General features: G+C 67.9%; 22 protein-coding genes. 3 read left to right on the forward strand and 19 right to left on the reverse strand.

Going from position 1 to position 25,446, the window contains the following annotated elements; all coding sequences use genetic code 11:
• Positions 1-108: 108 nt before the first annotated feature.
• Positions 109-645, forward strand: coding sequence for a polyhydroxyalkanoate synthesis repressor PhaR (gene phaR, locus ACN5KJ_RS01375; protein ID WP_347167252.1), 537 nt, complete (start codon positions 109-111; stop codon positions 643-645).
• A gap of 310 nt (positions 646-955) precedes the next feature.
• On the opposite strand, the gene ACN5KJ_RS01380 is transcribed toward phaR, so the two are convergent.
• From ACN5KJ_RS01380 to ACN5KJ_RS01450, 15 genes are all read right to left on the reverse strand, one after another.
• Positions 956-2,155, reverse strand: a complete 1,200-nt coding sequence (locus ACN5KJ_RS01380) for a DegT/DnrJ/EryC1/StrS family aminotransferase (protein ID WP_418591754.1) — start codon at positions 2,153-2,155, stop codon at positions 956-958.
• Between the two features lie 102 nt (positions 2,156-2,257).
• Positions 2,258-3,562: an NAD(P)/FAD-dependent oxidoreductase gene (locus tag ACN5KJ_RS01385; RefSeq protein ID WP_418591755.1), complete on the reverse strand. Its 1,305-nt coding sequence runs from the start codon at positions 3,560-3,562 to the stop codon at positions 2,258-2,260.
• 147 nt (positions 3,563-3,709) lie between these two features.
• Entirely contained in the window at positions 3,710-5,068 is a 1,359-nt protein-coding gene (locus ACN5KJ_RS01390; protein ID WP_418591756.1) for a glutamine synthetase family protein, read from the reverse strand.
• Between the two features lie 65 nt (positions 5,069-5,133).
• The gene (locus ACN5KJ_RS01395) at positions 5,134-5,817 is read right to left on the reverse strand and encodes a type 1 glutamine amidotransferase (protein ID WP_418591757.1); all 684 of its coding nucleotides are present in this window, start codon (positions 5,815-5,817) and stop codon (positions 5,134-5,136) included.
• A 73-nt stretch (positions 5,818-5,890) separates the two neighbouring features.
• The gene (locus ACN5KJ_RS01400) at positions 5,891-7,237 is read right to left on the reverse strand and encodes a glutamine synthetase family protein (protein WP_418591758.1); all 1,347 of its coding nucleotides are present in this window, start codon (positions 7,235-7,237) and stop codon (positions 5,891-5,893) included.
• A 106-nt stretch (positions 7,238-7,343) separates the two neighbouring features.
• Positions 7,344-8,150 carry an ABC transporter permease gene (locus ACN5KJ_RS01405; protein WP_418591759.1) on the reverse strand — a complete coding sequence of 269 codons (807 nt, stop codon included), beginning with the start codon at positions 8,148-8,150 and terminating at the stop codon, positions 7,344-7,346.
• A gap of 91 nt (positions 8,151-8,241) precedes the next feature.
• On the reverse strand, positions 8,242-9,123 hold the full coding sequence (locus ACN5KJ_RS01410) for an ABC transporter permease (protein WP_347167258.1): 882 nt from the start codon (positions 9,121-9,123) through the stop codon (positions 8,242-8,244).
• Between the two features lie 427 nt (positions 9,124-9,550).
• Positions 9,551-10,279, reverse strand: a complete 729-nt coding sequence (locus ACN5KJ_RS01415; RefSeq protein ID WP_418591760.1) for a transporter substrate-binding domain-containing protein — start codon at positions 10,277-10,279, stop codon at positions 9,551-9,553.
• Positions 10,280-10,341: 62 nt separating this feature from the next.
• Complete coding sequence (locus ACN5KJ_RS01420) at positions 10,342-11,118, reverse strand: ABC transporter ATP-binding protein (RefSeq protein WP_418591761.1); 777 nt, start codon at positions 11,116-11,118, stop codon at positions 10,342-10,344.
• A gap of 377 nt (positions 11,119-11,495) precedes the next feature.
• Positions 11,496-11,936, reverse strand: a complete 441-nt coding sequence (locus tag ACN5KJ_RS01425) for a TerB family tellurite resistance protein (RefSeq protein WP_418591762.1) — start codon at positions 11,934-11,936, stop codon at positions 11,496-11,498.
• A 160-nt stretch (positions 11,937-12,096) separates the two neighbouring features.
• On the reverse strand, positions 12,097-12,540 hold the full coding sequence (locus ACN5KJ_RS01430; protein ID WP_418591763.1) for a TerB family tellurite resistance protein: 444 nt from the start codon (positions 12,538-12,540) through the stop codon (positions 12,097-12,099).
• 87 nt (positions 12,541-12,627) lie between these two features.
• Positions 12,628-13,404 (reverse strand): 23S rRNA (adenine(2030)-N(6))-methyltransferase RlmJ, encoded by a 777-nt coding sequence (locus tag ACN5KJ_RS01435; RefSeq protein WP_418591764.1) that lies wholly within the window; start codon positions 13,402-13,404, stop codon positions 12,628-12,630.
• A gap of 544 nt (positions 13,405-13,948) precedes the next feature.
• Positions 13,949-15,592, reverse strand: a complete 1,644-nt coding sequence (locus ACN5KJ_RS01440) for a CTP synthase (protein WP_418591765.1) — start codon at positions 15,590-15,592, stop codon at positions 13,949-13,951.
• Positions 15,593-15,784: 192 nt separating this feature from the next.
• Complete coding sequence (secG, locus tag ACN5KJ_RS01445) at positions 15,785-16,156, reverse strand: preprotein translocase subunit SecG (protein WP_206566601.1); 372 nt, start codon at positions 16,154-16,156, stop codon at positions 15,785-15,787.
• Between the two features lie 235 nt (positions 16,157-16,391).
• A complete protein-coding gene (locus ACN5KJ_RS01450) occupies positions 16,392-18,965 on the reverse strand; it encodes a hypothetical protein (RefSeq protein WP_418591766.1) in 2,574 nt (857 codons plus the stop codon).
• A 138-nt stretch (positions 18,966-19,103) separates the two neighbouring features.
• Here ACN5KJ_RS01450 and ACN5KJ_RS01455 point away from each other — a divergent pair, with 138 nt between their 5' ends.
• Positions 19,104-19,772 (forward strand): thiamine diphosphokinase, encoded by a 669-nt coding sequence (locus tag ACN5KJ_RS01455; protein ID WP_418591767.1) that lies wholly within the window; start codon positions 19,104-19,106, stop codon positions 19,770-19,772.
• 87 nt (positions 19,773-19,859) lie between these two features.
• Here ACN5KJ_RS01455 and ACN5KJ_RS01460 read toward each other — a convergent pair whose 3' ends face one another.
• The 4 genes from ACN5KJ_RS01460 to ACN5KJ_RS01475 all read right to left on the reverse strand — a co-directional run bounded on the left by ACN5KJ_RS01460 (position 19,860) and on the right by ACN5KJ_RS01475 (position 24,092).
• A complete protein-coding gene (locus ACN5KJ_RS01460) occupies positions 19,860-20,789 on the reverse strand; it encodes a DMT family transporter (protein WP_418591768.1) in 930 nt (309 codons plus the stop codon).
• A 440-nt stretch (positions 20,790-21,229) separates the two neighbouring features.
• Positions 21,230-22,165, reverse strand: coding sequence for an AEC family transporter (locus ACN5KJ_RS01465; RefSeq protein ID WP_418591769.1), 936 nt, complete (start codon positions 22,163-22,165; stop codon positions 21,230-21,232).
• A gap of 264 nt (positions 22,166-22,429) precedes the next feature.
• Entirely contained in the window at positions 22,430-23,230 is an 801-nt protein-coding gene (locus ACN5KJ_RS01470) for an MBL fold metallo-hydrolase (protein ID WP_206566596.1), read from the reverse strand.
• A gap of 58 nt (positions 23,231-23,288) precedes the next feature.
• Entirely contained in the window at positions 23,289-24,092 is an 804-nt protein-coding gene (locus ACN5KJ_RS01475; RefSeq protein ID WP_418591770.1) for a TatD family hydrolase, read from the reverse strand.
• A gap of 909 nt (positions 24,093-25,001) precedes the next feature.
• Here ACN5KJ_RS01475 and ACN5KJ_RS01480 point away from each other — a divergent pair.
• Positions 25,002-25,445 (forward strand): cell division/cell wall cluster transcriptional repressor MraZ, encoded by a 444-nt coding sequence (locus ACN5KJ_RS01480; protein WP_347167270.1) that lies wholly within the window; start codon positions 25,002-25,004, stop codon positions 25,443-25,445.
• The last annotated feature ends 1 nt before the right edge of the window (position 25,446 follow it).

Consider the following 25,446-nt stretch of genomic DNA (forward strand, 5'->3'; position numbering starts at 1 on the left):
AACCCGCAAAAATCATCACCGAAACAAACGCTTCCTTTTTGTTCTGCGCTCGCATAGGCTTTTCTGCAACGCTGCATGACAGCGGCGAGACACGAGGAAGGGGAGCCCTTGGCCATGACTGAAAAGCCGCTTCTGATCAAGCGATACGCCAGTCGCCGTCTCTACAACACGGAGACCTCGGATTACGTCACGCTCGAGGATATCGCGGGCTTCATCCGAGAGGGCCGCGACGTCCAGATCGTCGACCTGAAATCCGGCGACGACCTGACCCGGCAGTATCTTCTGCAGATTGTTGCAGAGCATGAGAGCAAGGGGGAATCGGTCCTTCCGATCAATGTCCTGACCGATCTGGTGCGATCCTACACCACGCAGGCCACCAGCGCGGTGCCGGCCTTTCTGGCGCATACCTTCGAGATGTTCCGCGACAGCCAGTCCAAGTGGGTCGAGAACATGGGTTCGGTGAACCCCATGGCCGTGAAGGGCTTCGAGGCGATGCAGGCCCAGCAAGAGGCCTTCGTGAAGGCCATGACCGGCGGCATGGCGGCAGGCTCTGGTCCCGCGCGCGAAGAGGGCGCAGAGGATCTGGACGCGATCAAGAAGGAACTCGCCGAGCTTCAGAAGAAGCTGGCCAAACTCGGCAAGTGATCACCGCCGCCCGCGCGGCCTGACGCTGTGGGCCGGGGCGCCGGGTCTTTCGGCGTGCCCATGACCCCTGCTGTCCCCGTCGCAGGGGCCACCTGCGCGGTCACTGGAGTTCTGGCGTATCGCCTGCTTCGACGCTTCATGGGGGAACCGCCCGCCGGGCCATTGCCGCCGTTGACGCCCGCTGATCTCTACGCAAGGGGTCGGATTTGACCGAATTGCCGACCGCGCCGGGTCGCCCCGCCGGGCAGGCAAAGCGGGCACGGATGTCATGCACCGCGCCCGCTTGATTGTCCCGGGTCCCTGCCTGGGGTCAGGTGCCGTATCGCTTGACCTCGCCCATGGCAGCCTCGGCGGCGGCCAGAAGCACGCCCGCCACCGCATCGCAATCGGCCTCTGTCAGCCGGGCGGGCAGGCGGGTGTCGCAGGCGCGCGCCAGCATGGCGCGGGTGCGCGGTAGCTCGGGCATCTCGGGCAGGAACTGCCAGTTCCAGAAGGCCCGGGCATTGTCCTGGCTCTGACCGAAGACCTGCACCTTGACGCCCTCCGCGCCCGCCGCCTCGACAAAGCGGGCGACCTGCGCGTCATCCATGCCGCAGAGGTTGAATTGCAGCGAATCCGGCGCGCGTTCCTCGGGCGGCAGCTTGGCCGGGACCGAGATCCAGGCGCTGCGGTCGATCTGCGCGGCCACGCGGTCGTGGTTGCGCCGCCCGTCGGTGACACGCCGCGCGATATGCGGCATCTGCGGCCGGATCACCGCCGCCGAAAGGTTCGACATGCGCAGATTGTACAGCGGCAGCTGGTTCTGCCAGCGGTCGAAGGCCTCGGCCAGCGCCGGGTCGCTGTCGTCCAGATGCTTCTTCCACATATGCTCGTAGGCGCCCGACAGGATCACCGCCCGCGCCACGAGGTCGGCGTCGTCGGTGACGAGGATGCCGCCTTCGCCCGCGTTCAGCAGCTTGTAGCTCTGGAAGCTGAAGCAGCCGATGCGGCCCAGCGTGCCGATATTGCGGCCATGCCAGGTGGTGCCCAGCGAATGCGCCGCGTCCTCGACGACCGGGATGTCGCGCTGCGCGCAGAGCGCCATGATGGCGTCCATGTCCGAGGTATGCCCGCGCATGTGGCTGACGATGACCGCCTGCACGCCGTCCAGCTTCGCCTCGAAGTCGCGGATGTCGATGCGGTAATCCTCGCCCACCTCGCAGAGCACCGGCAGGCAGTCCGCATGGATGATCGAGGACGGCACGGCGGCAAAGGTAAAGCCCGGGATCAGCACGCGGGCGCCGCGCGGCAGGTCCAGCGCCTTCAGCGACAGGAACAGCGCGGCGGAACAGCTGGAGACGGCCAGCGCGTAACGCGCACCGAGATGGGCGGCGAACTCGCGTTCCAGCAGCGTGACGGGGGCATCCTCGGCGGCGGTGTAGCGGAAGAGGTCGCCGCTTTGCAGAAGGCGGTCGATCTCGGCGCGGGCCTCGGCCGGGATCGGCTCTGCGTCATGCATGTTTGGAAGCATATCTTTCGATTTCCTGAATTCTGTCTTTCAAAATGCTTATATCACGGCGAAGACAGTCTTGTCCCGCCGGAAATGCTCCGTTTGGTTACATCTGTGTGAAATCTACAGCCCCAGCCGGTCGCGCATCGCGAACCAGCTCATCGCCAGCACCAGAAGCGGGGTGCGCAGCGCGGCGCCGCCGGGAAAGGCCGGGGCGGGCAGGGCGGCGAAGCTGTCGAAACCGGCCGATTGCCCGCGTACCGCCTCGGCCATCAGCTTGCCCGCCTGCACGGCATTGCCGACACCATGGCCGGAATAACCCGAGGCGGTCAGCACATTGGGCGCCAGGCGGGCAAGGAAGGGCAGCCGCTTCATGGTGATCGCCAGGGTGCCGCCCCAGGCATGGTCGATCCTGACGTCCTTCAGGGCCGGATAGATCTCCAGCATGGGCTTGCGCACCTTGGCGGCGATGTCGGCGGGAAAGCGGTAGCCATAGCTCTCGCCGCCGCCGAACAAGAGCCGCCCGTCATGCGACAGCCGGAAATAGTTGACGACGAACTTGTCGTCGGCGACCGCGACGTCGCGGGTCAGAACCTCGGCGCTGCGCGCGCCCAGCGGCTCGGTCGCGACGATGAAATTGTTGATCGGCATGACGCGGGCGGCAACCTGACCGTCCAGCCCGCCAAGATAGCCGTTGCAGGCCAGGATCAGATGATCCGCCTCGACGCTGCCACGCTCGGTCCGCACCGTCACCCGCCGTGCCCCGCGCGCGATCCCGGTGACCCAGGATCCCTCGTGGATCCGCGCGCCGGCGCCCTCCGCCGCCCGCGCCAGCCCCAATGCCAGTGCCAGCGGATGCAGATGCGCGGCGCCCATATCAAGGAGACCGCCGCGATAGGCCGGAGAGGGGCAGAGCGCATGGAAGGCCTCGCGCTCCAGTACCTCGATCCCGTAGCCATGGCGCCGCTGCATGTGTTCGGCATAGCCGGCGAAATCGCGGAAATGCCGCTCCGAGGACGCGGCCCAGGCCACCCCGTCCTTCAGGTGGCAGTCGATGCCGTGCCGCGCCACCAGGTCCCGCACCAGGGCCTTGGCGTCCTCGCCCAGATCCCACAGCCGCCGCGCGGCCTCCATGCCGACCATGCTCTCCAGCACCTGCTGGTCCTGCCTCTGGCCCGATCCCAGCTGTCCGCCGTTCCGCCCCGAGGCGCCAAAGCCCGCCCGATGCGCCTCCAGCAGCACCACGTCCAGCCCGGCCTCCGCCAGATGCAGCGCCGCCGACAGCCCGGTATAGCCGCCGCCGACCACGCAGACATCGGCCCGCACCGCGCCTTCCAGCGCGGGCCGCGCCTCGGGCAGATCGACAGAGGCGGCGTACCAGCTTCCGGGGTACTCGCCCCGCCGATCATTGGCAAACAACAGGTCCACGGAGCGTCTCCCGGCTTCTTCTGTCCAAAACTATCCCGGGGTCCGGGGCAGCGCCCCGGCGGGGGTTTGGGGGCAAGGCCCCCAAGAGTGAATGCGCGCCGCAAGGCGCCCATCCGGTGAAAGGGCGGGCCAGGAACCCGCAGCGGATCAGACGTTCAGCAGCAGGTGCTCGCGCTCCCAGGGCGAGATCACCTGCAGGAACTCCTCGTATTCCGCCCGCTTCACCGTGGCATAGACCCGGCAGAACTCCGGCCCCAGCACCTCGTGCAGCGCGCTGGCCTCGTCGAAGACGTCCAGCGCCTGTCCCAGCACCTGCGGGAAGTCGCCGTCGCCCTCGTAGGCATCGCCCCGGAACTGCTTGGTCGGGCGGCGCTCTTCCATCAGCCCCAGATAGCCGCAGGCCAGCGAGGCCGCGATGCCCAGGTAGGGGTTGCAATCCATCCCCGCCAGCCGGTTCTCGACCCTGCGGCCCTGCGGCTCGGACAGCGGGATGCGGATGCCGGTGGTCCGGTTGTCGCGGCCCCATTCCAGGTTGATCGGCGCCGCGTGGTCCTTCACGTAGCGCCGGTAGCTGTTCACATAGGGCGCCATGACCGCGATGGCCGCGGGCAGATGGGTCTGCAACCCGCCGATGAAGTGGTAGAACATGTCCGTCTCGCCGCCCTGCGGGCCGGAGAAAAGGTTCTGTCCCGTCTCGATATCGAGGATCGAGTGGTGGATGTGCATGGCGCTGCCCGGCTCGTCGGCGATGGGCTTGGCCATGAAGGTCGCGAAACAGTCGTGCCGCAGCGCCGCCTCGCGGATCAGCCGCTTGAAGTAGAAGACCTCGTCGGCCAGCTTGACCGGGTGGCCGTGGCGCAGGTTGATTTCCAGCTGCCCGGCCCCGCCTTCCTGGGTGATGCCGTCGATCTCGAAGCCCTGGCTCTCGGCGAAATCGTAGATGTCGTCGATCACCGGCCCGAACTCGTCCACGGCGGTCATGCTATAGGCTTGCCGCGCCGCGGCGGGGCGGCCCGAGCGCCCGGTCATCGGCGCGATATCCTTGGCCGGGTCGAGGTTGCGGGCGATCAGGAAGAACTCCATCTCGGGCGCCACCACCGGCGTCCAGCCCTGCGCCTCGTAGAGCGCCACCACCCGTTTCAGCACGTTGCGCGGCGCGTAGGGGATCGGCGCGCCATGGCGGTCGTAGGCGTCGTGGATCACCTGCAGCGTCCAGTCCCCGGTCCAGGGCGCCGCCGTGGCGGTGCTCATGTCGGGCTTCAGGATCATGTCCTTCTCGATGAAGCCGTCCTCGTCCGCGGCCTCGGACCAGTCGCCGGTGATGGTCTGGAAGAAGATCGAGTCGGGCAGGTGGAAATGCTTCTGCTTGGCGAACTTACTGGCAGGCACCGCCTTGCCGCGCGCGATGCCCGGCAGGTCCGAGATCACGCATTCCACCTCGTCCAGCCGCCGGCCCTCCAGGTAGGCGGTGGCGGACTCGGGCAGGGTGTCGGTCCAGTCGGTCATGGGGGTCTCCTTTGCGGGGCGCGGGGCCCCGGTCTCCGCCGGGGCGGGCGGGGTGTGGCGGGCGGTCACGAGAGCGTCCTGTCGCGGAAGAACCGCGCGAACTGTTGTGCGATATCGGCGCTGTCCAGCGTCCTGTCCACGGTCCGCCGGGCCTCGTCCAGCACGGCATCCGGCACCACGCCCCGGCCCCTCTTCTCGATCAGGCCACGGGTGAAACCGGCGCCAAATTCCGGGTGCGGCTGAACCGTGTAGGCCTTGCCCGGGTAGAGCAGCGCGGCGTGCTGGCAGAAATCGTTCGAGGCCACGGTCACCGCGCCTTCGGGCGCCTGGGTCACCTGGTCCTGGTGCCAGGCCTGGATCACCTTGGGCCCGTCCGGGAATTGGTAGACCCGGGGCCCGACGGCCCAGCCCCCGGGGTATTTCTCGACCCGGCCCCCCAGCGCCTGCGCGATGATCTGGTGGCCGAAACAGACCCCGATCAGCGGCTTGTCGGCGGCGACGATGGCGCGGATCAGCGCCTCCAGCGGCGGAATCCAGGGATGATCCTCGTAAACGCCGTGTTTCGAGCCGGTGATAAGCCAGCCCTCCGCCGCCTCGGGGCCGGGGGGAAAGTCGCCCTCGACCACCGACCAGCTTTCGAAGTCAAAGCCCTCGCGGGCCAGGAGGCGCGCGAACATGTCGGGGTACTGGCCGTATTCGGCTGCCAGTTCGGGCACCACGAGGCCCGTTTGCAGAATGCCGATCTTCATGAGTCACCTGTTGGAGATCGCGGTGACCGTATGCGCGCGGGCGCCGCGCCGCAAGCGGCCCGCGCGCGTCTTCTCAGACCGTGTCGAGGTAGATTTCGACCTGCTCGGTCTCGCTGAGTTCGGCCATGTAGTGCCGCTCCTGCTTCTTGGTCAGCAGGAAGTTGCGGATCAGTTCCGCCGGGAAGATGCGCGGGATCAGCTCCGAAGTTTCGAAAGCCGCGATGGCCGAGCCCCAGTCCGTGGGGATCACCGGCAGGTCCAGCGCATAGGCATTGCCGGTGATCGGCTCGGGCGGCATGACGCCGTCCTCGATGCCGGTCAGCGCCGCGCCCAGGATGGCGGCCAGCGCAAGGTAGGGGTTCACGTCGCCGCCCGAGACCCGGTGTTCGATCCGCCGCGCCACCGGCGCACCCGAGGGCACGCGGATCGCCGCCGTGCGGTTCTCGTAGGCCCAGGCGATGCCGATGGGCGCGTGGGCGTCGGGCACCAGCCGGTCGTAGCTGTTCAGGTGTGGCGCAAAGACCAGCGTGCTGTCCGACATGGCGTTCAGGCAGCCGGCGATGGCATGGCGCAGCACATCCGTGCCGCGCGGGGTGCCGTCGTCGAAGATGTTGCGCCCCTCCTCGTCCAGCACCGAGAAATGCGCATGCATGCCCGAACCCGCGTAGTCCTCGTAGGGCTTGGCCATGAAAGAGGCCGCGAAACCGTGCCGCCGCGCCAGCCCCTTCACCAGCATCTTGAACAGCCAGGCATCGTCCGCCGCCTTCAGCGCGTCGTCGGTATGCACGAGGTTGATCTCGAACTGCCCCAGACCCGCCTCGGAAATGGCGGTGTCGGCGGGGATATCCATGGCCTCGCAGGCCTCGTAAAGGTCGGTGAAGAAGCTGTCGAAGGCATCCAGCGCGCGGATCGACAGGATCTCTGCCGCCTTGCGCCGCTTGTTGGACCGAGGCGAGATCGGCACCTGAAGGTTGCGCCCCGAATCGTCGATCAGGAAGAACTCCAGCTCGACCGCGACCACCGGCGTCAGCCCGCGCGCCTTGAAGCGTTCCATGACGAAGCGCAGGGCGTGGCGCGGGTCGCCGTCATAGGCGCGCCCGTCCTCGCGGTACATCCAGATCGGCACCAGCGCGGTCGGCGCCTCCAGCCATGGCATCGGCACGAAACCGCGCTCGGTCGGAAACAGGGTGCCGTCGCGGTCGCCGGTATCGAAGACCAGCGGGCTGTCGTCGATGTCCTCGCCCCAGATGTCGAGGCTCAGCGCGGACAGCGGAAAGCGCGTGCCCTCCGTCAGCAGCTTGCGCGCCGAGGGGATCGGCATGCGCTTGCCGCGGGCGACGCCGTTCAGGTCGCAGGCGGCGGCGCGGATGGTTCTGACTTGCGGGCGATCGGTGAGCCAGTCGGCACTGGGGGCGGGCATGGGGGCCTCTTGGGGTTGGAATTTGATCAAATTGATAGACCGGGACCGGAGGGCTGGCAAGGGGGGGGCGCCCTGCGCGAAACCGGGCGCCGCGCTGCGGGACTTCTCAGCGGATCAGGTTGGGCCGGATCTTCAGCCGCCGCCCCGTGGCCTGCGGCAGGTGACGGTTCAGCCGCCGGTTCGCCAGGCCGAAGAGGCCGATCACCACCAGCGTCAGGGCGATGAAATAGCCCGCGAGAATGGGGTAGGGCACGAAGGGGTTGAAGGTCTTGTCGGCGAAATAGCTGGCGTAATACAGCGCGTCGCCGCGCTGCTGCCAGGCCGGAAAGCCCGAGAAGAAGACCAGCGTCGTCGCGTGAAAGAGAAAGATCGCCTCGTTTGTATAGGCGGGCCAGGCCAGCCGCAGCATGGTGGGCCAGGTGATCTTGCGGAACTTGGCCCAGCCGGTGAAGCCATAGGCATCCGCCGCCTCCAGATCGCCCTTGGGGATCGACAGAAGCGCGCCGTAGAAGATCTCGCCGGAATAGGCGGCGGTGTTCAGAAACAGCACGATCAGCGCCCCGGCCCAGGCCGCCGTCAGCGGATCGAAGATGGGCGAGACGCTTTTCAGGCTGAGAAAGGCGAAATAGGCAAAGAAGAACTGGATGAACAGCGGCGAGCCCCGGAAGACGAAGATGAACCACTCCGCAGGCTTGCGCAGCCAGGGGTTTGCGGCGGCCTTCCCCAGCGCCACGGCGGTGGCAAGGAAGAAGCCCGAACACAGCGCCAGCACGCCGAAGTAGATGTTCCAGATCATCCCCGAGCCGATCAGCACCATCTGCTGGCACAGGGTGAAATTGTCACGCGGTAACAGCCGCTCGCCGATCCCCAGGGACCGCAGCCCGTAATCGGCAAGGGTCTCCCAGCAACTCATGCGCGCCCCCGGCGTTTCTTCTGTCCCGAAATATCCCGGGGGAGCGCGGCACGCGCGGGGGCAGAGCCCCCTCCGACCTCGGCAAGCAGGCTCATGCGGCCTTCCTCTGCGCTTCGCCCGCCAGCGTCGCCTGCCCGCGGGTCAGCCGCGTCATCAGCCGGTCCAGCACCACCTCGGAGACCCGCGTGAAGGCAAGGTAGAAGACCAGCAGCGCAAGAAAATACCACATCCGCCAGTCGCCATGCGGGTAATCGGTGAAGCGCGGCGTCTTGGCCCCGCCCAGCTCGCGCGCCCAGAAGACGATGTCCTCGACCCCCAGCAGGAACAGCAGCGGCGTCGCCTTGATCAGCACCATCCAGAGGTTCGACAGCCCGGGCAGCGCATAGACCCACATCTGCGGCACCAGGATGCGCCAGAAACACTGGCGCTGGCTCATGCCATAGGCCTCGGCGGTTTCCAGCTGCGCGCGCGGCACCGCGCGCATGGCGCCGAACAGCACGTTGGCGGCAAAGGCGCCGAAGACGATGGCGAAGGTCAGCACCGCCAGCGAGAAGCCGTAGATCTCGTGTACCATCTGCGGCGCGTTGCCCAGCGGCAGCTTGGCCGCCGCGCAGACGACAAAATCGTTGCCCTGCCGGATCGGTTGCTCCCAGTCGGGGCATTTCACCTCGTGCCGGACCCATTCGAAGAACTGGTCCAGCGCAATCACGAAGAACAGGAAGAAGGCGATGTCCGGCACGCCGCGCACCACGGCGATATAGCCCTTGCCCAGCCAGGACAGCGGCGCAAACTGCGACCGTGCCGACATGGCGCCCAGGAAGCCGAAGCCAAGGGCAACCGGCGCGGTGATCGCCAGCAACAGCAGCACCGTTCCGAAAGAGCTGTAGAAGGCCATGTGCTTACCCGTTGTCAGGTAGCACAGGTACCACGACAGGCCTTCGAGGGCGGAGGGATCGGCGCAGTAGGAAAACACGAGGGCGGGCTTTGTCAGTCCTGTCTGGTTTTGCCCAGCCTGCGCGGAAATCCGCGACTCGCGCAAGACTTTCCTTGGTGTTTCGCTGCGTCAGACCGCGCCCTGCGGCCCCGATGCCGCCGATGCCGCGATTGGCAGCAAGCGCCGGGGCGGGCAGGGGCGGACCGGCGGGGCGGCTCCGGCGCGCGCCTGTCTGCAAGGCAGCGGCCCCGGGCAGGAGGTGGCGGCCCCCGCCCAATCGGTGCAGCCCCGGATGCCCTGGCGGCGGACTGCGGGCCGGGATCCCTCCGGGGCGACCGCTTGGGAAGAGGGCAAGGGCCTGTCGCGCCAGGGGCGTCAGGGCTGCCGTTGAGGGGGCAGGGGTGCCGAAACGCGAAAGGCCCCCGGGGGTCCGGGGGCCTTTGCAGGATCTGTCTTTGGCGTTGGATCAGAAGGTCGGGCTGTTGGCGCCCAGATGCTCGAGGATCATCTCGTTCAGCGTGCCGTCGTCCTTCATCGACTGGACCGCGGCGTCGAACTTGTCGCGCAGCTCGGGGTCGGACTGGCGGAAGGCCATGCCGATGCCGCCGCCCAGCGGGATGTCGTCGCCGACGAAGACCAGCGCACCGCCGGATTCCTCGACCGCGGGGATCAGGAAGTCCTTGTCGGCCAGCGTCAGGTCGGCCTCGCCGCCCATGACCGCCGCCACCGTCTCGTCCGGGCTGGGGAATTCGACCAGCGTCGCGCCTTCCATGGTCGAGACATGTGCTGCCTGGATGGTGCCGGTCTGCGCCGCGATCACCGCCGTTGTCGGATCGATGCCATCCGAGGTGCCCACGTAGGACGAGGGCGAGGGCGGGGTGTAGTTCTGGGTGAAGGCCACGACTTCCTCGCGTTCGGGCGTGATCGACATGCCCGCGATGATGGCGTCGTAGTTGCCCGACACCAGGTTCGGGATGATCGAATCCCAGTCGTTGGTCACCCATTCGCAGGTCAGCTCGGCGCGCTTGCACAGCTCGTCGCCAAGGAAGCGCTCGAACCCGGCGACCTCGCCGTTGTCGTCGAGGAAGTTATACGGAGGGTAGGCGCCCTCGGTGCCAAGGCGCACCACGTCCTGCGCCAGCGCGGCGCCCGCGGTCATCGCAAGGACGGCTGTCCCGATCAGAAGGTTTTTCATGGTTTTACTCCCTGTTGTCATGCGGCGGCTGTCCCGCCTGTCATATGCCTTGGGCCGTGGCCTCAGGCGTGAACGGTCGAGCGCAGGAAGCCCTGCAACCGTTCCGATTTCGGCGCCCCGAAGAGCGTATCGGGGGGGCCTTCTTCCTCGATCAGGCCCTGATGCAGGAACACGACGTGATCGCTGACATCGCTGGCCATCTTCATGTCGTGGGTGACGATCATCATGGTGCGCCCTTCGCGGGCGAGGTCCTTGATGACCTTGACGACCTCCTGTTCCAGCTCGGGGTCGAGCGCGCTGGTGGGTTCGTCGAACAGAAGCGCCTCGGGTTCCATGCACAGCCCGCGCGCGATGGCGGCGCGCTGCTGCTGGCCGCCCGAAAGCTGCGCCGGATAGGCATCGCATTTGTCGCCGATGCCGACCTTGTCGAGATAGCCGCGGGCAGAGGCCTCGACCTCGGCCCGGTCGCGGCCCAGCACGGTCAAGGGCGCCTCCATCACGTTTTGCAGGATGGTCATATGGGCCCACAGGTTGAACTGCTGGAAGACCATCGACAGGTTCGTGCGGATGCGCAGCACCTGTTTCGGATCGGCGGGGCGGCGGTTGTGGCCCTCGCCCTTCCAGCGCACCGGCTCGCCCTTGAAGAGGATCTCGCCCTGCTGGCTGTCCTCCAGCAGGTTGCAGCAGCGCAGAAGCGTGGATTTGCCAGAGCCCGAAGAACCGATCAGAGAGACCACATGCCCCTTGGGGGCCGAGATGGACACGCCCTTGATGACTTCGAGCTGCCCGTAGGCCTTGTGCAGATCGCGGATCTCGATAACGGGGTCCTGGCTGGTCACGTCCCACCTTGCTGTCGCTATGCGGGCAGCATGACGCAGGACCTTCGCGGGATGCAATCACGAAAACGCCTGCCCCGGGCGGTTAATGCCCGGGATGACGGAAGGTCACAAGCGCCCAGCCTGGTCAGCGGGCGGGTCGGGCAGGGCGCGACAGGGGCCTTGGGCAGCGGGGGCGACGCCTTTGGCGCGCAGCCCTGTCTCTTGGAGCACAGGGCCGTTCTGGCCCGGCACGAGGTCCGGCGCCTTCCGCACGCCCCGGTGAATGCGGTCGCGGTCCGGGCCTTTGGGGCCGCCAGCCAGCCGGTCGCGGACCCTTTGCCAAAGCGTATCGCTGGCTGCGGTGGTCCCGGGCCGCCCTGTCATCGGCAGGTCGGGGATCAGTTGGCGCTGTCGACCCTTTGCCGGGCCAGCGCCGAGTCGCGATCCGAGACGCCCAGCAGGTTGGACACCAGCCGCAAGAGCGCGTCCTCTTCGGCCTCGCGCTGGCCGTCGGCCAGAACCACCTGCCACAGGGCCTCGATCACGCCGATGCGGTCCTCGTAGGGCACGGCATCCTTGATGGCGCGGGTGAAGCGGACGGTGTCGGGGGCTTCGGCCTCCAGCGCCTCGGCCTTGCCGCGCAGCTTCGAGGCCTCGAAAGGGGACAGTCCGAAGCGGTTGGCGGCGATCCTGTCGATGCGCGCCTGTTCAGAGGCGTCGTAATGCGCATCGGCACGGGCGACGCGCACCAGCAGCGCGGTCAGGGCCAGCCGCGCGTCGGCATCGGCAAGCGGGTCGGGCTGCGGCGCGGTCAGGCGCTTGAGGAAATCGGCAAACATGCGTCTGGATATATGCCGCAGGCCGCAAGGGGGCAATGGCGGAGGTATGCGCGGGGGCTTTGGCCTGTACGGCGGTCCGTGGCGCCGGGACGGCCCTACCGCTGCGCCCCGACGCCGGTCGGAGGGCGGGGACAGCCCGCGCCGGCGCGGTCGGCCCGTGTCAGGGAATGACGGCCTGCATCCGCGCGGCCTCGGAATCCTGCGGCTCTATCCCCAGCGTCGATTCGATCAGTTCGACCAGGGCAGCTTCGCGTTCGTCGGCGATGCCGTCCGCGCGGGCGACGGCCCAGAGCGATTGCACCGTTTCTTGGCGGTGGGTGTAATCGACGCTTTCGCGGATCAGCTCGGCCATGTGCATGTCGTCGTGGATCTCATGCGCCAGCCGCTCGCAGGTGGCGCGCATCTTGGCCGCCTCGACCGGGTTCAGCCCGTTGTCATGGGCGAGGATGCGGTCGATCTGTTCGATCTCCTCGAAGAGATAGGCCTGGTCCGCCCAAGCGGTGCGGACCAGCAGCACACCAAGCGCCAGCTTGGCGTCCGGTTCCGGCAGCGGTTTCGGCGCCGGAGCCTTGCGGTCGAAGAAGGATTTCAGGTGCTCGAACATGGGCTTGCCCCCTTTTTCGGTTGTCCGAATCCTAGCACCGCGCGCCGCCGCGGTCACGGGGAAACACAGGGGCTGTCCCCAGGGGCCTCACAGCGTGGCGAAGCGGTCCGACAGGCGCGCCAGCGCCTCGGCCAGCCCCCAGGGCGGGTTCACCGCGAAGAGGCCAGAGCCGGTCATCCGGTGGCCCTTGCGCGCGGGCGGGAAGGCGACCTCGTGGATCAGCCCCTCGGGGAAGGCCCCGGCCAGCGCGCGGGTCATCGGGCGATGCGTGGCGTCCGAGAGGATCGGATACCACAGGATCAGCACGCCGACGTTCCACTTCGCATGGATCTGCTGAAGGAACTTCGGCACCGAGGCGTAATCCTCCTTCACCTCCCAGCTGGGGTCCACCAGCATCAGGCCCCGGCGCGGCGTCGGCGGGCAAAGGCTTTGCGCCAGGGCAAAGCCGTCCTGGTGGTGCACATGCACGTTCGGCGCCCGCAGCGCGCTGCGCAGGGCGGCGTGTTCCTGCGGATGCAGTTCCGCAAGGTGCAGGCTGTCGGTGGCGCGCAGCAGCGTGCGGGCGATCAGCGGCGAGCCGGGGTAGGCGTCGGGGCCGTGGGTCTCGGCGATCCGGGCGCGGGCGCGGCTATAGGGATGGTCTTCGGGGAACCACGGGGCGGCGCGCAGGATGCCCTGTTCGGCCTCGCCGGTCCGGCTGGCCTCGGGGCTGCGCAGGTCGTAGAGACCCCGGCCCGCGTGGGTCTCTATGTAGCTGAGCGGCTTGTCCTTGCGGGTCAGGTAGTTGCAGACAAGGGCCAGCGCCGCGTGCTTGTGCACGTCAGCGAGGTTTCCGGCGTGATAGGCGTGTTGATAGGACAGCATGGCAGGGGTCTACGCGGTTTCGGCGGGGGGATGAAGGGGCGGCTGCCCGGTCCCGCCTGCGGGGCGGCGCTTTGGTCGGGTCCGGCTGTGGCGGCGAGGTTCTACGGGGTTTTCTGGCGGCCAGCGCCGGACGCGCTCCCCCGCCGGTCGGCGCTGTCCCGGTTCAGAGCGGCGATTCCCTGTGCATTCGAGACTGCGCAATCAGATCGTGATCTGACCCCCTCAGAAATGTGGAATGTTCGGAATGAGCAGCATCGAGACGAGGAGGCACTACAGGTGTGATACTTGTGAGAATTCCACTTTGCGCCCGGCCCTTGGCCTGGTCGAAAGACGTGGGGGCTGTGCATGTGCCACGTTTGCGACACCGGTGGACACACCGAGGGCCTCTCGTTGGATCAGGAAAGCCGCCTGAGAGCTTTCTTCGAGGCGAAAGCCATCCCTTTGCCTTTCAAAGAAAGAAACGCAAAGGGGTCTTACTGCTTCCAAGGGAAATCGTGCGTTTCGGTGTATGGTACGGTCGGGTTTGCGTGACGCGGCGTGCCGCTCACACCAACCGCGACACCTCTTTCGCCGCCCGGACAAAGTCGCGGAAGAGCGGGTGCGGGTCGAAGGGTTTCGATTTCAGCTCGGGGTGGAACTGCACGCCGATGAACCACGGGTGGTCGGGCCATTCCACGATCTCGGGCAGGCGGCCGTCCGGGGACATGCCGGAGAAGCGCAGGCCCGCCTCTTCCAGCTTGGCCTTGTAGGTCACATCGACCTCGTAACGGTGGCGGTGGCGCTCGTCGATGGTGGTGGTGCCGTAGGCCTTCGCCACCTTCGACCCCTCGGCCAGCACCGCGTCGTAGGCGCCAAGGCGCATGGTGCCGCCCTTGGCATCGTCGGGGCGTCGGTTGACCTTCTGGTTGCCCTGCACCCATTCCTTCAGGTGGTAAACCACCGGCTCGAAACGCTTTTCCCCGGCCTCATGGTCGAACTCTTCCGAACCCGCCTTGGCCACGCCCGCGACGTTGCGGGCCGCCTCGATGACCGCCATCTGCATGCCGAGGCAGATGCCCAGATAGGGGATCTTGTGCTCGCGCGCGTATTGCGCGGCCTTGATCTTGCCCTCGGTGCCGCGCTCGCCAAAGCCGCCGGGCACGAGGATCGCGTCGTAGTTTTCCAGATGCGGGGCCGGGTCCTCGCGGTCGAAAAGCTCGGCGTCGACCCACTCGATGTTGACTTTGACGCGGTTGGCCATGCCGCCGTGGGTCAGCGCCTCGGCGATGGATTTGTAGGCGTCTTCCAGCTGCGTGTACTTGCCGACGATGGCAACCGTCACTTCGCCCTCGGGGTTGAAGACGCGGTCGGCCACATCCTCCCACTTGTCGAGGTTGGGCTTGGGCGCGGGGGCGATGCCGAAGGCATCCAGCACCGCCTGGTCCAGCCCCTCGCGGTGGTAGGCGATGGGGGCCTCGTAGATCGATTTCAGATCCTGCGCGGCGATCACGCTTTCGGGGCGGACGTTGCAGAACAGCGCCAGCTTCTCGCGCTCTTTCGCCGGGATCGGCCCTTCAGAGCGGCAGACGAGGATGTCGGGCGCCAGACCGATGGAGCGCAGCTCCTTGACCGAGTGCTGCGTCGGCTTGGTCTTCAGCTCGCCGCTGGCCTTGACAAAGGGCAGCAGCGTCAGATGCATGAAGACGCATTGGCCGCGCGGCTTGTCCTGAGAAAACTGGCGGATCGCTTCGAAGAAGGGCAGGCCCTCGATGTCGCCGACGGTGCCGCCGATCTCGCAGAGCATGAAGTCGACCTCGTCCTCGCCGATCGAGATGAAGTCCTTGATCTCGTTGGTGACGTGCGGGATCACCTGGATCGTCTTGCCAAGATAGTCGCCGCGGCGCTCTTTCTCGAGCACGTTGGTGTAGATGCGCCCCGAGGAAATCGAGTCGGTCTTGCGCGCGGCGACGCCGGTGAAACGCTCGTAATGGCCGAGGTCGAGGTCGGTCTCGGCGCCGTCGTCGGTCACGAAGACCTCGCCGTGCTCGAAGGGCGACATGGTGCCGGGGTCGACGTTCAGGTAGGGGTCGAGCTTGCGCAGCCGGACCGAATAGCCACGCGCCTGCAACAGCGCCCCGAGCGCGGCAGAGGCGAGACCCTTGCCGAGCGAAGAAACCACACCGCCGGTGATGAAGATAAAGCGTGCCATGTGGGCGACCCCGTGAATTCTGACTGTGTTCTGACCCGGTTCCTGTCGGACCATGGGCCAATGTCTTGCCATCCCGCCGGCCCTGAGGACGGCAGCATCACGGGATTTGACGCTTATCGGATTCGGAACGGTTTGTCCAGCCGACCGCAAGATGCTGTTGCGGTCGGATATGTTCAGGCCATGTCTAGTGGATCAGTCGGCGCGCGGTGTCAGGGGCGCGTCGGCATCGCCCTCCTCCGCGGAGGGCGGGGGAAGCTCGAAGTCGAGCGCCGGGGCGTCCGCGTCCTCGGATTGCTCGGCGGCGGGGCCAGAGCCGAGCCGGTCGAGGATCGAAGAACCGGAGGCGTTGCGCGCCGCGAAGATCGTCAGGGTGATCGACGTCACGATGAAGGCGATGGCGAGGATCCAGGTGACCTTGCCGAGCGCCGTGGCCTGGCTGCGGGCGCTCATGGCGCCGCCGCCGCCACCCATGCCAAGGCCGCCGCCCTCGGATCGTTGCAGCAGCACGACCCCGATCAGGCCGAGGGCAAGGAGAAGGTGGATGATCAGGATGACGTTTTCCATGGGGCCCAGTGCATCGGTCGAAGGTATCGGGGGTGATGTATGGGATCGGGCCGCGGGGTGCAAGCGGGCATTGCCCCGGTGGCGGGATGGGCGGCGCGGCGCCGGGCGCTGTGCCGCCGGGCTGGGGTGGCTCTGTTCCGGCTGCGCCGAAAAGCGCCCGCCCGCCGACCCGGTTCACGGGCGGCGGGCGGGGCATGGTGTCACGGGCCGGCCCGGCGGGGCGCGGCGGCGGCGGTCACACCGCTTCGCGGTCGGGGCGAAAGCTGATCCGGTCCGAGGCGGTGAAGCGGCCGGAGGTGGTCTTGCGGATCTTGCCCTCGCGCAGAAGCTGGCCGAAGCTGCGCAGCCTGTCCTCGCGGCTCGATTCCGTGGCCTCGGCCTGGCGGACGGTGGTCATCAGCTGCGGGCGCGAGAACTGGTCGCGTCCCTCGACATAGGACATGTAGGCGGCGGCGGCTTCCAGCAGCTCGGGCAGGGCGTCCGCGCCGACGCTTTCGGCGTATGCGGCGAAGCCGGTCTCTGCCTCTTCGGACCGGGCAAGGTCGCGCGGGGACGGTGCGTCGGCCACCCGGCGCACGCGGCGCGGGCGGATCGGCACGGTCTGCGGCGTGGCGGCGGGCGCGGCCTCTTTCCCGACCCGCTGTTCGGCCACCAGCTTCAGCGGTGCTGCGGGCTGGGCGGGACGCTCGGTCCGTTCGGCGGGCGCCTGCGGGCGGCGCGGGCGCACGACGCTGGCCAGGTCTTCGCGATAGGCCTCTTCCTCGTCCTCGGCCTGCGCCTTACGGCCCAGCAGCCGGTCGGCCTTGGTCGCGGCGACGGCGGCGCGCAGATGCGCGATGGCAGAGCGCCGGCGGTTGCCCTCGGGTTCGTCCATCTCGGAGTTGGTCTGGTCGATCAGCCGCGAGGTGTCCTGATCCGCGACCTCGCGCTCTGTCAGCATGGCGCGGGCGGGGCTGGCCATCTTCACCGCCTTGCGGGCGCTGTCGCGGACCGCTTCGTCGATGGCAGGACGGGGGGTGTCCTCCGCGTCCTCGTCGTCCTCGTCCTGCGCCTGGTCCTGGCCGAAGGCGGCAGAGGCCCGGGCGTCGAGCGCGTCGATATCGGTGCCCCAGTCGCGGTCGGGCCGCGCAATGGGGTTGTCGAGGCGCAGCGGTTCGGTGCCGGTCAGGCGGGCGTCGAAGTCGTCTTCGTCCGCCTCGTCGTCCAGGTCGTCCGCGTCCCAGTCACCGGCAGCGGCATGCGCATCGGCGTCCTTGGCGCTGGCGGTCTCTGTGTCTTCGTCCTCGTCGTCCCAGTCTTCGAAACCGGCGGAAAGCTCCGCCTTCACGGCGGCGAGTTCGCGGGCGAGTTCCTCTTCTTCCTCGGCAGAGAGGCTGCTGCCCGTGGCGGGCGCGGGCCTGTCGTCCTCGATCTCTTCCAGCGTGCCCGAGGCGACGGCCTTTTCGAAGTCTGCGCGCTTGACCTTCACCACGCGGGCGCGGATCGGGTTTGCGGTGCGCTGCGGGGCATCGGGTCGGGGCGCGAGGGCTTCGTCGTCGAAGCCGTCATCCGCGTCATCCCCGTCGTTCTCGGCGTCGACCGTCGCGGCGGGCGCCACCGCGTCCGAGATTTCTGCATCGTCGAAGGATTCGAAAGGCTGGCGGTCATCCTCGCCGTCCCGATCCCATGCGGCCACCGCGGCGGGGGCGTCCGGGCCGTCACCGGCCAGAGTGCCGGTGCCCTCTGCCATGGCCCGTTCTTCGGTCATCAGCCCGGCGAGGCTGTCCGCGAAGCGGCTGTCGTCGTCGTCTTCCGCCGTCTCTTCCGTGGCTTTCAGGGCGGTCTCTTCGACCTCGGTGCCCATGTCCTCGGCTTCCAGCTCGGTCAGCAGGGCCGAGAGCGCGGCATCGTCGACCTCGTCGCCGGGGCCGGAGGCCTCGCCCGCTTCGCGGCTGTCGGTGTCGGATGCCTCCTGGGCCGGGGTCTCGGGCATGAAGGACTGGGCCCCCATCGGGCCCGCGGCGGCGGCCACCGCCGCGACGGGGGCACCGGCGTTCCCGGCCACGACGGCGCGAATCCGGTCGAGCTTGGCGGCGATGCCCCCATGGTCGGAGGGACGCGGAGCAGGCGCGTCCCCCTCCAAGGCCGGTGCCTCGGGGACCATGGTCGGGGTGGCAGCCCCGACCGGGGTTGCGGGGGTTTCCACCATGTCGGCGGGGGGGGCAATGGCATCCGTTGCGCCACTGTCGTCCGCACGCAGCTGCTGTGATGTTTTTGCAAGATCGGCGCTGTCGAAGGCCGGGGTCAGCCCGTCGTCCGGGGCGGTGTCGGTCACCGGGGCCGGGGCTTCGGGATCGGCGCGCAGCCCCTCTGCCGGGGTCGCGTCGAGGCCGGGATCGGGCCGGGGCGCGGCGGTCGGGGCGGTATCCTGCGCCAGCGGTGCGGTCAGGCCGCCGTCGGTCAGCGGCCGTTCCGTCAGGACGGCGGTCGCCTCGATCGTGTCGTCGTCGGGCAGGGCGGGGGCCTCGGCCCGGGCGCGGGCGGGACCGGCCGAGAGCGCGGCGCTCATCGCGCCGGAAGAGGCGGCGCCGGGCCGGCCCAGCGACACGGTGCCCGCGCCATGGGTCGTGCCCAGCTGCTCGCGCATCAGTTCCGTCGCCAGCTCGGGGTCGAATTGCGGGGGCTCGGCGCCAAAGAAGCGATCTTCACCGACGACGCCGCGAAAGAACTGCGTGGTATCCTTGACCACGGCGAGCGGGTCGTCGAACCCTTCGGCGGTGCACGAGAAGGTGCCGTAGGACACCGTCAGGATCTTGCTCGAACTCACCATGTGCTGCTCACTTTCATTCGTTTTGCAACAAAGTGTTTACACCGGTCACCGGGACGAAAGCCGACCGAATCTGTGCCCCGAAGGGTATCATTTCGTGACCTGATTGTGGTCGGTTTCCCAAAGCGCCATTAATTCGCCATGAATGATAAGATTGTAGAAAGTCCGGAGACGGTTGTCCTGGTCGGGGGTGGCGCCTGCCATCTGCCCGCCTTGAAAGCCGCGATGACCGGGCGCGTGGTCGTGGCCGCCGATGGCGGGACAGAGGCGGTTCTGGCGGCGGGCCGGACGCCGGACGCGGTGATCGGGGACATGGATTCGCTGCGCCCGGAGATACGGGCGCGGATTCCGGCGCATGTCCTGTACGAGATATCCGAACAGGACAGCACCGATTTCGACAAGGGGCTGCGTTCCATCGCGGCACCCTTGGTTCTGGGCCACGGCTTTCTCGGCAAGCGGCTGGACCATCAGCTTGCGGCAATGATCGTGCTTGTCCGGCGCGCAGCGCAGCGCTGCGTGTTGGTGGGGGCCGAGGATGTGGTCTGCCTGTGCCCGCCCCGGCTGGCGCTGGATCTTCCGGCGGGAGAGCGGGTCTCGCTCTTTCCCATGGGGCCGGTGCGGGGGCGCTCCGAGGGGCTGCGCTGGCCGATTGACGGCCTCGACTTCGCGCCCGGCGTGCAGGGCGGAACCTCGAACGAGGCGCTTGGACCGGTGACGCTGACGCTGGAGGCGCCGCTGATGCTGCTGATTCTGCCGGTCGATTGCCTCGACGCCCTGCTGGCCGGGCTGGAGGGGGCGCCGGGCTGGTGACCACGGGCCCGGGTCGGCGCTGAGAGCGCGATTCCCTATGGGGGGCGCGTGCGGGACCGGTGCTGGCGGCGCCGCTGGGGCGGCGGCTCAGGCCGGCGGGGTGCCGCTGTGGATCGGCTTGGGCACCGGGCGGGCGCGGGCGTCGCGGTGCTCTCGCAGGATCACGTAGAGGCCCGAGCCCATGGTGACGGCGATGCCCAGCGTGGCGAGCGGCCCGGGCAGATCGTCGAAGAGCAGCAGGCCGATGGCGGTGGCGAAGGGGATCTCGAGGTATTGCATGGGCGCGAGCGTTGCCGTTGGGGCGTAGCGCAGCGACCATGTCATCAGCAGGTGGGCGAAGGTGCCGGCGCAGCCCATGGCGGCAATCAGGCCCCAGCCGCGGGCCGAGGGCGGGGCCCAGCCGAGGCCCGGTGCATCGCTGAACAGAAGCAGCGCGGGGCCGGTCAGCGCCAGCGCCAAGAGCGCCGAGACCGCCTGCATGGCAATCGCATCGGTGCTGGGGGCGATGGCGCGGGTGGTCAGCATGAAGAGCGCAAAGACCAGGGCCACGCCCAGCGGCAGCAGCGCGGGCCAGCCGACCTCGGCGAAGGCGGGCTGCACGACCATCAGCGTGCCCGCGAAACCCACGGCACAGGCGATCAGGCGGCGGGGCCCGACCGTTTCGCCGAAGATCCAGTGCCCCAGCAGAAGCGCGATGAAGGGCATGACATAGGCGATGGCGATGGCATCGGCGAGCGGCAGGTAGAGCAGGGCGGTGAAGACCAGCCCGATGCCGAGGATGTGCAGGATCGTGCGCAGCGCCACGAGGGCGGCGACGCGGCGGGTCATGCGCAGGGGGCGCCGGGTCAGCAGGGCCAGGGGCAGCAGCAGCCCGGCCTGAAAGGCGAAGCGCAGGAAGACCAGTTGCCCCACGGCCATCTCGGGCCCCAGCAGTTTCGCCAGCGCGTCGCCCAGCGGGGCCAGCATGCAGAAGCCCAGCATGAGGGCGATACCGAGAAGGGGACGATCCGTAGCCATGGCGCGGAGCCTAGGGAGGGATCGGAGCGGCGTCCAGCGCGGACGGGGGCGGGCGCTGGTCTCGCTGCGCGCGACCTCGCCCCGCCCACCGTCCCGTGGGGGATGCGGGCGGGGGCTTGTCCCCGGACCCGGCTGTGGGGCGAGGTGAACGGACCCGGGTTCCTTCGTTTGAGGAGAGACCGGTCCGCGGTGTGAGAACACCAGTGGGTCGGTCTGGCCAGCCGACAGCCTGTCAGGTTGTCTCGATGCCAGGGCGGCGGTTCTTCGGGGCGTCCGGGCGGGAAAAGCTGTGTCGGACAGGCGCATTTTCGCGCCGCTTCGCGGATCCGGCGGGGGCGGCGATCGTTTCAGAGCGCCGCGAGACGGGAGGTGCGCTGGCTGTCAGGCTGCGTCGCGGGGCTGTCCCGACCGCTTCGGTGCGCCATGGCGGGGCCGTCCCGCTACGGCAGCAGCGTCAGCCAGAGCCAGGCGGTGGCGACCGACAGTCCGGTGGCCACCAGCACGCTTGTCGCCGCGACACGCTTGGCGGTGCCGTACATGTTGGCGAAGACATAGGCGTTCACGCCCGGTGCCATGGAGGCGGTCAGCACCGCCGAGCGGAAGGCCTCTGTCGAGATGCCGGTCAGCGATCCCATCCCCCATGTGATCGCCGGGTGCATCAGCAGCGATATCACGCAGACCATGGCGATCACCCGCGTGTCGCCCTCGGGCTTGTAGCGGCACAGCACCCCGCCGATGGCGAAAAGCGCCACCGGTAGCGCCGTGCGCACCACCATGTCCAGCGCCTCTGCGACCGGGCCGGGCAGGGACAGGCCCGAGAGATTCGCCAGCGCCCCGAGCAGGATGCCGATCACCAGCGCATTGCGGAAGATCGCGCGGCCGACCTTGGCGGGCAGGTGGCGCAGCGAGGCGCCCGAGGCCTTCGCGCGCACCAGTTCCATCGCCGTGATGCCGATGGCGTAGCACAGCGGGGCGTGGATCGAGACGATCAGGTAATTGGCCTGCAGCGCGTCCGGGCCATAGGCGCGTTCGGTGATGGCCAGCCCCATGAGCAGAGAGTTGGCGAAGAGGCAGCAGAAGCCGATGGCCACCGAATCCTCCCAGGAACGCGTGAAGGCATAGCGCGCCCCCAGCAGCCCGGCGGCGAAGGCGGCGACGGAGCCGCTGTAGAAGCTGATCAGGATCCAGGGATCGAAGGCCTCTTCGAGGTGCAGGTTGGAAATGGCCCGGAACAGCAGGCAGGGAACCGCGAAGCCGGTGGCATAGGCCATGATGCCGTCCACCGCCGCGTCCGAGACGATGCGGCGCCAGACCGCGAAATAGCCCGCCCCGATCACCAGGAAGACCGGGAGGATGACGTCGATCAGCCCCTGCATGGGGGGAGGGCCCTTGGCTGTATGTCCGGGCAGGCCGTGCGCGGTTGGACATCGGGCAAAGAGGTATTTGGGCCAAGAAGAAACATGGGCTGTGCCTTTGCGGGGCCGTCTGCGCCGTACCGGAGGGGGCGGCGGGCGGGGGGCAGGCTTCGGCTGCCTGTGTTTCGGGGGCGGGGCCTTGCGATCTCTGTCCCTTGGCGCGCTGGGAGCGTCCGGTCGGGCCGGGGGGCGCGGCGCCTTGGCGCGCCGGGGGCTGTCAGCAGGTCAGTCCGCATAGCTCAGCACCATGCCGTCATAGGCGGGGGTGACATTGGCGGGGGTCTCGGCCTCCACGGTCGCGTAATCGAGGTCGATGTGCATATTGGTCAGCACGGCACGGCGCGGCGCGGCGCGGGCGATCCACTCCAGCGCGAGGTCGAGGTGCGCGTGGGTGGGGTGCGGCTTGCGGCGCAGGGCGTCGAGGATCCAGCAGTCGAGGTTTTCCAGATGCGGCCAGGCCGCGTCGGACATCTTTGCCACGTCCGGCAGGTAGGCCAGATCGGCGATGCGGAACCCCAGCGCGTCGATGCTGCCGTGGTTCACCTCGAACGGAGTCAGGGTCACCGGCCCGCCCGCGCCCTCGACGGTGAAGGGGCCGTCGATGGTGTGCAGGTTCAGGATCGGCGGATAGGGCGAGCCTTCGGGCTGCACGAAGGCATAGCCGAAGCGCGACAGCAGGCTGGTCTGGGTATCGCCATCCGCCCAGACGTTCAGGCGCTCGCTTGTGTTGAAGACGATCTGGCGCAGATCGTCGAGGCCGTGGACATGGTCGGCATGGGCATGGGTCCAGGCCACCGCATCGAGATGCCCGACCCCGGCGTCCAACAGCTGTGCCCGCATGTCCGGGCCGGTGTCGATCAGCACGCGGGTCGTGCCCGCGCCGGTTTCCCGTTCGACCAGCAGCGCGCAGCGGCGGCGGCGGTTCTTCGGGTTCTCCGGGTCGCAATCGCCCCAATGGCCGCCGAGGCGGGGCACGCCGCCCGAGGATCCGCAGCCGAGGATGGTGAAGCGCAGCGTGGCGGTCATCGGCGGAGCCTTCGGTCTTGGGCGGGGGCGGCGCAATCGGCCAGGCCGGTGCGGCGGATCATGCCGGGACGCTCCATGCGGCGGCCTTGGAGAAGAGGCGTTCGAAGTTCTCCTCGCTCTGTCGGGCGAAGGCCGGGAAGTCGAGCCCCAGCGTCTCTGCCGCCACCCGCGCCGTATGCACCACATAGGCCGGTTCGTTGCGTTTGCCGCGATGGGGCGGGGGCGCGAGATAGGGGCTGTCGGTCTCGACGAGGATGCGGTCGCGCGGCGCCTCGGCAAAGATCGCGCGCAGCTCTTTCGAGCGGGGAAAGGCCCCGATCCCCGACATCGACAGGTAGAACCCCAGGTCGAGCGCCGCGCGCGCCAGCGCCGCGGAGGAGGAAAAGCAGTGCATCACGCAGGTATAGGGCTGCGCGCGGTAGGCTTCCGTCAGGATCGCCGCCATGTCCTCGTCGGCGTCGCGGGCGTGGATGATCAGCGGCAGCCCAGTTTCCTGCGCCGCCGCGATATGCATCTTCAGCGAGACCTTCTGCGCCTCGGCGCTGTCCGAGGTGTAGTGGTAGTCGAGGCCGGTCTCTCCGATGCCGACGAACTTGGGGTGCTGCGACAGGGCAACAAGCTGGTCGACCGTGGCCATGGGCTCTTCGGCGACGCTCATCGGGTGGGTGCCCGCCGCGTAGAAGACCGGCGCATGCGCCTCTGCGATGGCCCGCACCTGCGGTTCCGCGCGCAGGCGCGTGCAGATCGTGACCATGCGGTGGACGCCCGCCGCAAGCGCGCGGTCGATCACCTCGGCGCGTTCTGCGTCGAAGTCCGGGAAGTCGAGGTGGCAGTGGCTGTCGGTGACGGGGCTTTCGGTCATGTCCGCTCCTTCATTGGTCCGGGTATCGGGGATACCCGAAGGAAGTGCAAGCCGGGGCGGTTTGCCCATGTGGCGGATCGCGCGGGGGCGGCGTCCGGTCCGGGCCCCGGCCCGTCACCGGCGCCGGAGGGGCGGGGCGGGACGGGTTGCGCGCGGGACGGCATGGGACGGACAGCCGCGGCGCTGCGGGATTTCATGGGAATGCCCGTCCGGCGAGGCATGGGAATTTATGGTCCGGGGCTGCAGCCGCCCGGTTTTCGGGCCGGCAGATCGGCGCCGATCCGATTCGTTCTCGTCGGATTTGCGTGAATTCCTGTGGATAAGCCGGTAAGCTCCGCTGAAATTTCGCCGTGATCGAGGGGCGCGAGGCCTGATTTCGGACTTGTTTGGGAAATCATGGAACTTTTTTTCGACGAGAGAAGGTATCAACATCTAGGCATCACACGCCCGTTACCGCACATCTTATAGCGCTCCTGTGGATAAATTGGCCGCAAGATGTTGATGTTTGCACCACAGTGAAACAACGGATAGTGGCTTGATGGTAAAGAAAACTGTTGTCACCCATGAATTCCCATGGCATCCCTAGTTCATCGGAAGAGGGACGGACACGGGGACAAGAAAACAAGCCCCGCACCGAACACCAGAATAAAAAAGAGCAGGTTTCATACAGGCATCCGCCTCTCTTTCGATGACAACAAAGGATCCGGCGCGCGGGCGAGCAGACATCCCCCCAGGTGGCGCGCGCAGTCGGAGACACCCGCTTAGCGGGTCACGCGGCGGGTTGATCAATGGCAGCTGATCAACCCGCCGCTTTTACGTTTCAAGGGGGCAACGGAGGCCGGAGGGACAGTGGGCCGCAGGCTGAGGTTCAGGGGCGAAAGTCGGCACAAGGTCGACAGCAAGGGCAGGGTGTCTATCCCGTCCTCGTTTCGCGATGTCCTGCGCGCCGGTGACCCGGAATGCACCGCCGAAAAGGCCCTGCCCAACTTCGTCATGGTCTACGGCATCCCCGATGCCCCGTATATCGAGTGCTTCACGATCGATGAGATCGAAAGCATCGAAGAGCAGATCGAGGCAATGGATTACGGCGACGAGCGCGATCTGCTTGAGGAGATCTATTCGTCGAACGCCTCCGAGGCCAATGTCGACAACACCGGTCGCATCGTGATCCCGGCCAAGCTGCGCGAGCAGTTCGGCATCGGGTCCGAGGCGATGATGGTTGCCTCGCTGAACCGGTTCCGCATCTGGGATGCCGAGGCCTATGATGCCGAAAAGGCCCGCCGCACAGCCCAGATGAAGACGGATGTGCCGCGCAATCCTTTGCAATTGCTTAATAAATCCCGGGAAGAATAGA

This window comes from Ponticoccus sp. (in: a-proteobacteria) (genome assembly GCF_048381735.1).